Annotated in this window: 15 protein-coding genes; 9 read left to right on the forward strand and 6 right to left on the reverse strand. The window is 71.3% G+C overall.

Annotated elements, in window-relative coordinates; genetic code table 11:
* Positions 1–18 precede the first annotated feature (18 nt).
* Positions 19–660 (reverse strand): DNA-3-methyladenine glycosylase family protein, encoded by a 642-nt coding sequence (locus ACXJKD_RS12755; protein ID WP_457254983.1) that lies wholly within the window; start codon positions 658–660, stop codon positions 19–21.
* A gap of 41 nt (positions 661–701) precedes the next feature.
* Positions 702–860 (reverse strand): hypothetical protein, encoded by a 159-nt coding sequence (locus tag ACXJKD_RS12760; protein WP_457254984.1) that lies wholly within the window; start codon positions 858–860, stop codon positions 702–704.
* Positions 861–1,016: 156 nt separating this feature from the next.
* On the opposite strand from ACXJKD_RS12760, the gene ACXJKD_RS12765 reads away from it, so the two are divergent.
* The 6 genes from ACXJKD_RS12765 (at position 1,017) to ACXJKD_RS12790 (ending at position 6,839) form a co-directional block, all read left to right on the forward strand.
* Positions 1,017–1,919 carry an SGNH/GDSL hydrolase family protein gene (locus ACXJKD_RS12765; protein WP_457254986.1) on the forward strand — a complete coding sequence of 301 codons (903 nt, stop codon included), beginning with the start codon at positions 1,017–1,019 and terminating at the stop codon, positions 1,917–1,919.
* 122 nt (positions 1,920–2,041) lie between these two features.
* Positions 2,042–2,569: a hypothetical protein gene (locus ACXJKD_RS12770; RefSeq protein ID WP_457254987.1), complete on the forward strand. Its 528-nt coding sequence runs from the start codon at positions 2,042–2,044 to the stop codon at positions 2,567–2,569.
* A gap of 150 nt (positions 2,570–2,719) precedes the next feature.
* The gene (gene dnaK, locus ACXJKD_RS12775; RefSeq protein WP_457254989.1) at positions 2,720–4,618 is read left to right on the forward strand and encodes a molecular chaperone DnaK; all 1,899 of its coding nucleotides are present in this window, start codon (positions 2,720–2,722) and stop codon (positions 4,616–4,618) included.
* Positions 4,615–5,244, forward strand: a complete 630-nt coding sequence (gene grpE, locus ACXJKD_RS12780) for a nucleotide exchange factor GrpE (protein WP_457254990.1) — start codon at positions 4,615–4,617, stop codon at positions 5,242–5,244. The genes dnaK and grpE overlap by 4 nt, the downstream gene beginning before the upstream one ends.
* A gap of 119 nt (positions 5,245–5,363) precedes the next feature.
* Positions 5,364–6,377, forward strand: a complete 1,014-nt coding sequence (locus ACXJKD_RS12785) for a DnaJ C-terminal domain-containing protein (protein ID WP_457254991.1) — start codon at positions 5,364–5,366, stop codon at positions 6,375–6,377.
* A 6-nt stretch (positions 6,378–6,383) separates the two neighbouring features.
* Positions 6,384–6,839, forward strand: a complete 456-nt coding sequence (locus ACXJKD_RS12790; protein WP_457254992.1) for a heat shock protein transcriptional repressor HspR — start codon at positions 6,384–6,386, stop codon at positions 6,837–6,839.
* A gap of 127 nt (positions 6,840–6,966) precedes the next feature.
* Here ACXJKD_RS12790 and ACXJKD_RS12795 read toward each other — a convergent pair whose 3' ends face one another.
* A complete protein-coding gene (locus ACXJKD_RS12795) occupies positions 6,967–7,239 on the reverse strand; it encodes a helix-turn-helix domain-containing protein (protein ID WP_457254993.1) in 273 nt (90 codons plus the stop codon).
* 176 nt (positions 7,240–7,415) lie between these two features.
* On the opposite strand from ACXJKD_RS12795, the gene ACXJKD_RS12800 reads away from it, so the two are divergent.
* The 3 genes from ACXJKD_RS12800 to ACXJKD_RS12810 are packed head-to-tail and all read left to right on the forward strand — an operon-like array spanning position 7,416 to position 8,464.
* Positions 7,416–7,763: a hypothetical protein gene (locus ACXJKD_RS12800; RefSeq protein ID WP_457254995.1), complete on the forward strand. Its 348-nt coding sequence runs from the start codon at positions 7,416–7,418 to the stop codon at positions 7,761–7,763.
* The gene (locus ACXJKD_RS12805; RefSeq protein ID WP_457254996.1) at positions 7,729–8,166 is read left to right on the forward strand and encodes an ImmA/IrrE family metallo-endopeptidase; all 438 of its coding nucleotides are present in this window, start codon (positions 7,729–7,731) and stop codon (positions 8,164–8,166) included. Before ACXJKD_RS12800 ends, ACXJKD_RS12805 begins: the two co-directional genes overlap by 35 nt.
* 25 nt (positions 8,167–8,191) lie before the next feature.
* Positions 8,192–8,464: a ribonuclease E inhibitor RraB gene (locus tag ACXJKD_RS12810; RefSeq protein ID WP_057376376.1), complete on the forward strand. Its 273-nt coding sequence runs from the start codon at positions 8,192–8,194 to the stop codon at positions 8,462–8,464.
* 91 nt (positions 8,465–8,555) lie between these two features.
* Here ACXJKD_RS12810 and ACXJKD_RS12815 read toward each other — a convergent pair whose 3' ends face one another.
* The 3 genes from ACXJKD_RS12815 to ACXJKD_RS12825 form a co-directional block, all read right to left on the reverse strand.
* The gene (locus ACXJKD_RS12815; protein ID WP_457254997.1) at positions 8,556–8,882 is read right to left on the reverse strand and encodes a hypothetical protein; all 327 of its coding nucleotides are present in this window, start codon (positions 8,880–8,882) and stop codon (positions 8,556–8,558) included.
* Between the two features lie 15 nt (positions 8,883–8,897).
* Complete coding sequence (locus tag ACXJKD_RS12820; protein WP_457255191.1) at positions 8,898–9,185, reverse strand: glycoside hydrolase family 3 N-terminal domain-containing protein; 288 nt, start codon at positions 9,183–9,185, stop codon at positions 8,898–8,900.
* 268 nt (positions 9,186–9,453) lie between these two features.
* The gene (locus ACXJKD_RS12825) at positions 9,454–11,556 is read right to left on the reverse strand and encodes a right-handed parallel beta-helix repeat-containing protein (RefSeq protein ID WP_457254998.1); all 2,103 of its coding nucleotides are present in this window, start codon (positions 11,554–11,556) and stop codon (positions 9,454–9,456) included.
* Positions 11,557–11,624 lie beyond the last annotated feature (68 nt).

The following is an 11,624-nucleotide window of genomic DNA, read 5'->3' on the forward strand; positions in this document are numbered from 1 at the left end:
CCACCAGCGGGTCGTGGGTCAGCCGAGGACGCTGAGTGGTGTCTCCGACCGGCCGCGCCGCACGAGGTAGCCGTGCCAGAGCAGCCGCGCCGCGGTCGAACGGTGCGGTCGCCACCTCTCGCCCAGCGCCTCCAGCGCGGCCTGGTCGGGCACGTCGTCGAGCCCCAGTGCCTCGGCCGCAGCAACCTGCAGTGCTCGGTCGCCGACCGGCCAGAGGTCCGGACGGCCCAGGCAGGCGAGCAGGTAGACGTCGGCCGTCCAGCGTCCGATGCCCGGCAGGGCGATGAGCGCTCGTCGCGCCTCGTCGTCGGACAGGGCGACCAGCCCGAGCAGGTCGAGCTCGCCGGTCACGACCGCGGCGGCCAACGCCCGCAGGTAGCGATCCTTCTGGCGGGACACCCCGTCGACCCGCAGGTCGTCCGGCGTGGTCTCGAGCAGGGCTTCGGGCACCATCGTGCCCACGCGCTCGAGCACCTTGCGATACGCCGCGGCCGCCGACGCGAGCGAGACCTGCTGCTCGAGGATGAACAGGACCAGGCTCGCGAAGCCTGGTGGCCGCAGCCACAGCGGAGGTATGCCGTGGGCGGCCACGAGCGCGGCGAGGTCGGCGTCGTGGGCCGCCAGCCCGGCCACGGTGCGCGCGAAGAGTCGGTCGTCCACGAGCGGCGACGCTACCCGAGCGGAACCGAACCAGCCGGGGGTCAGCCGGCGCGTAGTCTGCGGCGCTCGTCGCGCAGGGCCTGGAGCTCGGCCCAGTAGTTCCCGGTTGGGTCGGTGTCGGCGCGCGAGACCTCAGGAGTCCGCCCGGGGGCGGACGGGGTGGGGACCACCCTCAGGTGTGACGGACGCTTCTCGGCCATGACGCACACGGTAGGTGGACCCACTGACAGTCCACGGGGCATACCTCGGACGGACGGGAAGGTGCCACGACCGGATCCCTCATCCGGCAGAGGCGGTCGGCTGACGCGCAGGGTGTCGACGTAGCGTGAGAGCCCGACGGTGAGGAGGTGCGGCTGATGCGGTGGACCAGGCTCGCCGTGCCCCTCCTGGCCGTGTCCGTGCTCGGTGGTGCCGGGCTGGCCGTCGCGGGGTCGAGCGGCACCCCTGCGCCGCCACCCCTCGAACGGCTCGACAAGGTCGTGCTGCTCGGTGACTCCTACTCGGCGGGCAACGGTGCCGGGGGTTACGTCGACGCGTGCTTCCGCACGCCGCTGAGCGCAGGACGCCGGTATGCCGCGCAGGTGCGGGCCGTGGTCGTCGACGTCTCGTGCAGCGGGGCTGTCGTGGCGGACCTGACCCACGCCCGTGACCAGGCCCACCCCGCCCAGGTCGACGTCGTGGACCGCACGGCAGACGTGGTGGTGCTGACCATCGGCGGCAACGACGTCGGCTTCGGGAGCATCGTGCTCCAGTGCTTCCTGTTCGGCACGGGCACTGCCGACGGGGGCTGCGCCGACGGCATCTCCCGCGCGAACCGCCTACTGCCCCAACTGCAGTCCGACCTCACCGTCGCGCTCACGCAGGTGCGCTCGCGGATGCGGCCCGACGCGACCCTCGTCCTGCGCAGCTATCCCCTCCTCGCGCCCGACCGACCGCTGATGGAGCAGGGCGGCTACGACGCGAACCGCGGGATCCGCGCGCTCGGGAAGGCCGGCACGGCGGTGCAGCAACGAGTGGTCGACGCCGTCAGGGCATCAGGCCCCGGGCGTGAGCGCACCTACCTCGACACCTCGGCCGCGACCGTCTTCGCGGGCCACGAGCTCGGCGCCAAGGCCCCGGCCGGCTCGAAGGCAGGCCCGTGGTTCGTCGGGTTCGGCACCAAGGGCGGACGACAGGCGGAGGTCTACCACCCCAACCCGGCCGGCTGGGCCGCCTGGGGCGACTCGCTGACCCGGTTCCTCGCCACCCACACCCCCTGACCCCCCGACTTCTGGCCACTGGTGCCTCAAGACCACTCCGAAACCCGCCCGTTGTGCGACACCGTCGGCCAGAAGTCGCGGGCGGATTGCTCGCTCCGGGTCAGCCGCGAGAGGCTGGCCGCATGCCCGAGGTGTTCGCAGGTCTCGTCGACGTCCATTACGGCTTCATCGACCTCTACTCAGACCCGGACGGCAGTGGCGACGAGTCCGACGACCTGGTCGGGGCGCGCCGCGGTCAGGCCAACGGGCTCGTCGGCGCGCAGGTCCCGCACCAGCTCGGCATGGTGACGGGGCTCCACACCGGCGAGGTCCCCCTGGTCGTCACGTGGAGCGAGGACGCGCCCGAGGTCGACGAGGAGTGGGAGGACGTCGTCGAGGTCTCGGTCGAGCTGTCCACGCCCGACCTGACGATCGCGACCTTCGAGAGCGCCTACGGGTGCACGATCCCCCAGCCCGGGTGGCACCGGGCGCGCTACTGCGTCGCCGGGATGGACGAGGGGCAGGAGCTCGACACCCCGGAGGATGACGAGACCGCGCCCGACCGCTACCTCCTGCAGCTCTGGCCGGCCCCGCCCGAGCCGGACGCCGTCCTCCGCGAGGGCAGCGAGATCGCCGCCTACTGGCACGGCGTCGCCCGCGGCGAGGACTGACCGACAGATCCTGTCATCTGCGGGAACAATCTCCTCCCGCACGAAGTTGAGCGAAGTGAACGCAAGTTTGGCGCTTGGATTTGCCATGCGGCATACCGGCTCCTAACTTGAGTGCAGGCAACTCAACCCCAACGCAACAGGAGATTCACCATGGCACGTGCGGTCGGCATCGACCTCGGTACCACCAACTCGGCCGTCGCCGTCCTCGAGGGCGGGGAGCCGACGATCATCGCCAACGCGGAGGGCGGTCGCACGACCCCGTCCGTCGTGGCGTTCTCCAAGGGCGGTGAGGTGCTGGTCGGCGAGATCGCCAAGCGCCAGGCCGTCACCAACGTCGACCGGACGATCCGTTCCGTCAAGCGCCACATCGGCACCGACTGGAAGTCGCCGGAGATCGACGGCAAGACCTACACCGCGCAGGAGATCAGCGCCCGCATCCTGCAGAAGCTCAAGCGCGACGCCGAGTCCTACCTCGGTGAGGACGTGACCGACGCCGTCATCACCGTCCCCGCGTACTTCGACGACCACGAGCGCCAGGCCACCAAGGAGGCCGGTGAGATCGCCGGCCTCAACGTCCTGCGCATCATCAACGAGCCCACCGCCGCGGCGCTCGCGTACGGCCTCGACAAGGGCAAGGAGGACGAGCTCATCCTCGTCTTCGACCTCGGTGGTGGCACCTTCGACGTGTCCCTCCTCGAGGTCGGCAAGGACCCGGACGACGGCTTCTCGACCATCCAGGTCCGCGCGACCAGCGGTGACAACCAGCTCGGTGGCGACGACTGGGACGAGCGCATCGTCAACCACCTCCTCACCACCGTGAAGAACACCTCGGGTGTCGACCTGTCCAAGGACAAGATCGCGATGCAGCGGCTGCGGGACGCGGCGGAGCAGGCCAAGAAGGAGCTCTCCTCCTCGACCAGCACCAACGTGTCGATGCAGTACCTCTCGATGTCCGAGAACGGCCCGATCCACCTCGAGGAGACGATCAGCCGCGCCCAGTTCGAGCAGCTGACCAAGGACCTGCTCGACCGGACCCGTCAGCCGTTCCAGAACGTCATCAAGGACGCCGGCATCGCGCTGTCCGACATCGACCACGTGGTCCTCGTCGGTGGCTCGACCCGCATGCCCGCCGTGAGCACGCTCGTCAAGGAGCTCACCGGCGGCAAGGAGCCCAACAAGGGCGTCAACCCCGACGAGGTCGTGGCCGTGGGCGCGAGCCTGCAGGCCGGTGTCCTCAAGGGTGAGCGCAAGGACGTCCTGCTCATCGACGTCACGCCGCTGTCGCTCGGCATCGAGACCAAGGGCGGCCTGTTCACCAAGCTCATCGAGCGCAACACGGCCATCCCGACCAAGCGCTCCGAGGTGTTCTCCACTGCCGAGGACAACCAGCCGAGCGTGCTGATCCAGGTCTTCCAGGGCGAGCGTGAGATCGCGCAGCACAACAAGCAGCTGGGCACCTTCGAGCTCAGCGGCATCGCGCCGGCTCCGCGTGGCGTGCCGCAGGTCGAGGTCACCTTCGACATCGACGCCAACGGCATCGTCAACGTGTCCGCCAAGGACCGCGGCACCGGCCAGGAGCAGAAGATCACCATCTCCGGTGGCTCCGCCCTCGCCAAGGAGGACATCGAGCGGATGATCAAGGAGGCCGAGGCCCACGCCGACGAGGACAAGAAGCGTCGCGAGGAGACCGAGGCCCGCAACACCGCCGAGAACCTCGTCTACTCGACCGAGAAGTTCCTGGGCGACAACGCCGACAAGCTCCCGGCCGACGGTCGTGCCGACGTCGACGCTGCCCTCGCGGACCTCAAGGAGGCCCTGAAGCCGGAGTCGGGCGCCACGCCCGAGGACATCTCGGCCAAGACCTCGAAGCTCTCCGAGGAGTCTCAGAAGCTGGGCACCGCGATGTATGCCGCGGCCGCCGAGTCCGAGCAGGCCGGCACCGCTGGTGACGGCGCGGCTCCTGACGACGCCGGCTCCGCCGACCCGGGTGCGTCCGACGACGACGTGGTCGACGCCGAGGTCGTCGAGGACGACGAGGAGAAGAAGTGACCGACCAGGCCCCCACGCCTGACGGTGCCGAGGGGGTGGTGGGCGCCGGCGAGACCGCCCCGCCCACCACCGCCGAGGCGGCCCCGCTGCAGGGGGACATCCTCGACGAGGGTGCCGACCCGCAGCGCGCCGGTGACGCCACCGAGCCGGCCGGCGAGGAGTCGTCCGACTCGGCCGACCTCCATCCCGACACGGTTCTTGCGGGGGAGCGGCTCGCCGACCTGCAGCGCCTGCAGGCGGAGTACGTCAACTACAAGCGCCGCGTCGACCGTGACCGGGCCGTCGTGCAGGAGCGTGCCGCCCAGTCCGTCATCGAGGCGTTGCTTCCGGTGCTCGACGACATCCACGCGGCGAGGGAGCACGGCGACCTCGCCGACGGACCGTTCGCGGCCATCGCCGACAAGCTGGAGTCCACCCTCGGCAAGTTCGGGCTGGAGCGCTACGGCGCTGCCGGTGAGCAGTTCGACCCGAACCTGCACGAGGCGCTGATGCACACGGCCTGGCCGCAGGACGGTTCGGTGCAACCCACCGACTCGACCACCGTGGTCCAGGTGCTCCAGCCCGGCTACCGCGCCGGCGAGCAGATCCTGCGTGCCGCGCGCGTCGCCGTGGCCGATCCCGAGTGACGGCCGCATCATTCACAGCATGACCCGCGTCCCGTCCGCCGGCCCGACCCGCGCCACCCGCGCGGGCCGGGCCGACCGGCCGGACGAAACCAGCACCACGCAGGAAGGAGGGCGCCGACATGGCTAGCCAGGACTGGTTCGAGAAGGACTTCTACGCGATCCTCGGCGTCCCCCAGGACGCCGACGACGCGGCGATCAAGAAGGCCTACCGCAAGCTCGCCCGCACCCACCACCCCGACAAGAACCCCGGGGACACGGCTGCAGAGCAGCGGTTCAAGGACATCGGCGAGGCGAACTCGGTGCTGGCCGACCCCGAGAAGCGCCGGGAGTACGACGCCGTCCGCCAGATGGCCCGGGGCGGCGCGCGGTTCACCGCCAGTGGTCCCGGCGGCGGAGCGGGTGGCTTCGACGACGTGTTCTCCTCGATGTTCGGTGGCGGGAGCAGCGGAGGCGGCGCCCGCGTGCGGTACTCGACCGGTGGCGGCGGTGAACCCAACCTCGAGGACATCCTCGGTGGGATGTTCGGAGGAGGCGGCGGCCCGGCATACGGGGGCACGGGTTTCCGCGCTCCCCAGGGACCGCGCAAGGGCGCGGACCTGACCGCGCGCACGAGCCTGCCGTTCCGCGACGCCGTCGAGGGTGCCACCGTCACCCTCAGCACCACCGGTGGCGGCCAGATCACCACCCGGATCCCGGCCGGGGTCAGGGACGGACAGAAGATCCGCCTGCGCGGCAAGGGCCAGCCCGGCGACTCCGGGGCTCCCGCGGGCGACCTCATCCTCACCGTGGCGGTCGAGAAGCACCCGGTCTTCGGCCGGGAAGGCGACAACCTCACCATCGAGCTCCCGGTGACCTTCGCCGAGGCGACCCTCGGCGCCACCGTGGCCGTGCCCACCCTCGACGGCTCGACCGTCAAGGTGCGCGTCGCACCCGGCACACCCAGCGGCCGGGTGCTGCGGATCAAGGGCCGTGGCGTGCCGGTCAAGGACAAGCCGGGTGACCTGATGGCGAAGGTCAGCATCGTGGTGCCGCAGCGGCTGTCCGACGAGGCGATGGCCGCGGTCCAGACCCTGCAGACCCTCGACGATGGGTTCGACCCGCGGGCCGAGCTCTTCGCCAACGCGAGGCGGTGACCGGTCGTGGACGACCCCCGCTCGTTCTCGCCTGACGACGACGCCCCGATCTTCGTCATCTCGGTCGCGGCCACCCTGGCCGGCATGCACGCGCAGACCTTGCGGCAGTACGACCGCCTCGGCCTGGTCAGCCCGTCGCGGACCCGCGGTGGGGGACGGCGCTACTCCGGGCGCGACGTCGCGATGCTGAGGGAGGTCCAGCGCCTCTCCCAGGAGGAGGGCGTCAGCCTCGCCGGCATCCAGCGCATCCTGGAGCTCGAGAACCAGGTGGCTGCCCTGCGCGGTCGGGTGCTCGAGCTCACCGACGAGCTGGAACGCTCGCGGCGCTCGTCCCAGGCGCGGTCGGCCTCCCGGGTGTTCGCCGTCGGTCCGACGGGTGACGTGATCGCGGTGCGGGCCGGGCAGCGGCCCCGGATGCAGCGCTCGCAGGCCCTGGTGGTCTGGCGCCCGAGCCAACCCTGACCCACACCGGTTGGCCCGCGGCATCCGCATTCCCACATCCCCGCTTCCCGGTATGCCAAGAGCCCCCACTCGCAGCAGGGTGGGGGCTCTCGGCATGCACCGGCGCTTGGGGGAGGAGCCGGGCAGGTCAGGCGGACACCTCGTCGCGCAGCGGCGCGGTGGCCAGGAGTGCCCGGTAGTCCTCGATCTGCAGCTCGCGCAGCAGCGCGGCGTAGACCTCAGGGCTGACGCGGAACTTGCTGCCGTTCTCGAGGTGCCGGATGTAGGACGGGTCCACCTCCACGGCCGCGGCGAGGTCAGCCACCGCACGACCCCTGGCCCGTCGGATGACTCGCAGTGCGTAGCCGTGCACCTCGATCACGTGGTTTGGGGGTGTTTCCCTAGGCATGGCCATGAACATAGTCAGGAACGGCTGGTCCGGCAAGAGTTCTGCACAGGTGTCACCAGAATGGGGCGTGATCGCGTCGGCTGCCCCGGGTGTTGCCTCACACAGTGGCGGAGCCGACGGTCTTGGCGGGCCGATCCGTGACTGAGCAGGACTAGAAGTGACTGGGTGTGACTGGCAAGATGCGCAGCATGAATCGTGAGCAGCTCGAACGCCTCGGCCAACGCGTCGAACGGGCCCGTCTCGGCCACGGGTGGAGCAAGGAGCAGGCGGCCAGGGAGGCGCGCATCTCCTCCATCACGTGGAAGCGCGTGGAGGACGGGCTCGGGGTCCAGGACGTCAAGCGAGCCAAGGTGCTCGAGGTGCTCGGGTTGGACGACCGTGGTGAGCCTGTCGGTGGGCCGGCGCAGGATGGGGGCTACGTGACCGCCCCGGGTCAGCGGGTCCGGTCCGGGGTCAGTGACGAGGAGGTCCTCGCGCTGATCGACGACGTGAGGAGCAGGCTTGACGCCATCGAGCGACGCATCCGGGGTACCTGACCCCTGGGCGGTGCTGCGCGAGATGCGCGACGTGGTGCTGGTGCGACAGCCCATCGCCGAGCCCGGTCGCTACTACCACGGCCGTCGGGCGATCGTGCTGCGCTCCGGTCGCAGCCTCGAGGAGGAGCGCTGCTCCCTGTGGCACGAGCTGGTCCACGCGGAGCGGGGCGACGTCGAGTGCAGCGGCTGGACGGCTTCGGCCACCGAGCGCAGGGTGGAGCGCGAGGCGGCCCGACGGGCGATGCCCCTCGACGTCATGGAACGACGGCTCTCCCTCGCCACCGACTGGGACGACTTCGTCTGGCACATGAAGGTGCCCGAGCGGTGGGTGCGGTTCCGGCTCACCCACGCCGCCCCGGCCGAGCGGGCCCGGTTGCGGCGCGCCTGCCGGTGGGCCGACTGACGCCGCCCCGCGGCATACTCGTCCTGTGAGTGAGCACCTGCTGGTCTTCCCCGACCGTGAGACCGCCGACGACGTGGCCGCCGAGCTGGCCCACGAGGGGTTCTCCGAGGTCCGCGTCGTGCGGGAGGCGTTGGCCGGGGAGGACGACTCCGAGGACCACGAGTGGGCCGTCCACGTCGTCGAGGAGATGGTCGCCGACGAGTCCGGACCGGTCGAGTCCGGGCTGCGTGACCGGTTCAGCGCCCTCGCCGAGGAGCATGGCGGCTGGTACGACCCCGACCCGGCCACCCCTGCCTGACCGCACCTGCGGCCCCGCGCGCCCCGCGCGCCCCGCGCGGGACGCTCAGGAGACCCTGCGCCTGCACGCCTGTGGCCAGGAGTCGCGCTGCTCAGGGGGCGAGCAGGTCGACCACGGCCTCGCCACTGGCCCACGACGCGCCGTACGTGACCACGTGGGTCGTGCCCTGAGGCGGTGACCATCCGGGCCACCCGGTGTCGATGACGACTGAGTCGGGTCGGGCGCGCACGATCTGCTGGACGAGGGAGCCCATCCACCGGTGCCGGTGCGGGTCACGCACCACGACCCACACCGGGCGTCCGACGGCCGCGGCCAGTCCGGCGGGAACGCCCGCGGCGTCGGTGATCCGCAGCGGTGAGAGCCCGGGCCACCTGCGCGCGACCGCCGTCGTGAGGCCAGAGGGGGTGTCGTCGCCCACGGCTCGGTGAGCCGCTCAAGGGGGGAGGCGCCCCGACTCGACGGCACCCACGAGTGCCGCGGCCACGGTGTCCACGGTCTCGGCGTCGGCGAGTCCTCCGCCGATGCACAACGCGTCGACGCCGGCCAGGACCGCCTGGACCGCCCCCTCCGCGACCCCGAGCGGCCCCGCGACGGCGCCCATCTCGTGGCCGTCCGAGAGCGCCAGGCCGCTGAAGCCGAGTCCGTCGCGCAGGAGGCCGGTCATGATCGCGGGCACCAGCGTGGCGGGACGGGGATCGATGCCCTGCCGTCGCCGAGGCAGTCGCGAGCATCGCGCCGGTGCACCCCAAGGTCGTGCCGACGGGGGTGGCCGACGCCCCGGTGCTGCGCGGAGGGCACCTGGTGGCGCTCGACGCGGTCCGCCAGTTCGTCGCGGCAGGCTGAGCTCCGTCGGGCCCGCTGCGCGCCGGCGTCCGCACTCACACTCGCCGACCCCACGGTATGCCGTGGGGTCACCGTCCGCGATGCGCAGCGGACCACGGATGGCCGGCAGGATCAGCTGCCGGCCACCCGCATGGAGGAGCTCGGGGCTACCGGCCCCAGGCCCCGAGGTGCTGCGCGCCGGCTGGCTGGCCGATGAGCGTGGCGATGCTGCTGGGCAGAGGCGCTGCCACAGAACCGGCCTGCCCCTGAGCGGTACCGGTCAGTGCGCCGGTGGTGCTGACGACCACAGAGCCGTCGTAGTCGAGGCTGCTGGTGTCCTGCCCGGTCCCGGACTGGAAGGCGTCGAGGGTCCCGAAGACGTACGGGTTGACGGCCTCCGCGCCGCGGCTCCATACGGTGAGCCACCCGGGGGTGGTTGCCGAAGCCCGGTTGAACACGTTGCCGTTGCTCGTCACGCCCATCTGCGCAGCGGTGCGGGTGTGGGTGTAGTCCTCGACGCACAGCACGCAGTTGGCGTTGCCGTTGGGCAGCCCGATCACGTTGTTGCGCACGGTAACCGGTCCCACGAGCCAGGTCATCTCCGGGTCGTTGGGGTAACGGTAGTCATCACCGTAGGACGTGTTCGCCGGGGTCCGGGAGTCCTGCACGATGTTGATCGGCCGGGCGTTCCGGACCACCGTGTTGTTGTAGATGTCCACAGTGCTGATGTTGTTCACCTTGATGCCCTCGGCGCCGTTCCCGATGATCAGGTTGTTGGCCACGGTGCCCCGTGCCGAGATCTCCAGGAAGACGCCGGTGGCGGTGTTGTTGTCGAGGTTGCTGTTCAGGATCTTGGTGTCGTACACCGACACGTCAGACCAGTACCCGTGGCCGAGGTTGTCGGAGATGCTCGAGTCGATCACCGTGACGCCTCGCGAGCGGCCGGCCTTCATGCCGCCGGACACGGGTGCGCTGTTGAACTCCTCCCAGTTGTTGCCGTCGAACCGGCTCGCCACGACGCGAATCCGGTCGGCCGTCGCGGCGTGGACACCGAGCAGACCGGCGCGCAGCACACTGGTGTGGTCGATGACCACGTCGGAGGCGATGACGCCCAGGCCGATCGTCGCGCTGTCCTCGATGCGGACCTGCTCGAGCCGTACCTTGGGCTGCTCGACCGTCACGGCGCCAATCTGCCAGATGCTCGGTGCGTAGCGGCGCACGCCGATGCCGCGGATGGTCGTGCCTGAGGCGCGCACGTTCAGGGCCTTGGCGAGCGTGGCCGCCCGCACGTCGCGGCCGGACGGGTTGGTGCCGATGTAGAGCTGCGACGTCGACTCGTCGAGGAAGAAGGTGCCGGCCACGACGGCCGACCTCGAGGCGACCTGGCGCAGCTGGCTTCCGTCGACGAAGACCTGGTCGGGGTGGGCCGCCATCGGGTGGGCCGGGTTGACGTACTGCCAGCCCGGCGAGGTGCTGTCGGTGTCGCCCTTGCTGAAGCCGACGCTGGCGTCGAAGCGAGTCGTCCAGCCGTCGACCCGCCAGGCCGAACCGTCCTGCACCCAGCCTTCGACGGCGCTGGTGCCGTCGAGCCAGGCGGCCTCGCCCGGATAGTTCTGCAGGGTGACGCCCCGCGAGATCGTGACCGTCTCGTGGTAGCTGCCGCCCCGGAGGACGACCGTTCCACCATCAGGCGCCAGGGCCAGGGCACGGGCGATCGTCCGCACGGGGGCGCCGGTGGTGCCGGCTGCCGCGTCGTCGCCGCTCGGCGAAGCCACGACCGCACCTGCGGGGACGGCATAGGTGGCGGTGCCGACCGCCGCGGCGCCCGCGCTGTCAGCGGCGCGGCCACCCGCCGGCGCGGGGGCCGTGGTGGTCGTGGGGCTGCTGGTCGCGGTGCTCGACGGGGTCGTGGTGCTCGTCGTCGATGACACCACCGGCCCCGTGGAGGTGGCGGTCTGGGTCGCCGTGGGGGTCGCCGTGGCCGTCGAGGTGGCCGTCGAGGTGGCCGTCGAGGTGGCCGTCGAGGTGGCGAGGCTGCGGTGCGGCTTGGGCGGCTTGGTCTTGCTCGTCGGGCTGCTCGGGTCGGTCCAGGTTCCGGCAAGGGCGGGAGTGGTGACCGTGAGGGCCAGGGCCGCGCAGCCGGCGACCAGGAGAGGTCGGCTGAGGGTGATGCGTCGGGGTGCGCGGTGTCGGGGGCTCGAGTGTCGGGGGGCTGAGTGTCGGGGGGCTGAGTGTCGGGGGTGTGGCGTCGGGGCCGGGGGCCGGGTCACGAGGTGGAGTGTCCTTCCAGGTCTTCCCTGCGAGGTCGTCCCTGCAAGCGGCGGACGTTATCAGTTTG

This window comes from Pedococcus sp. P5_B7 (assembly GCF_054049895.1).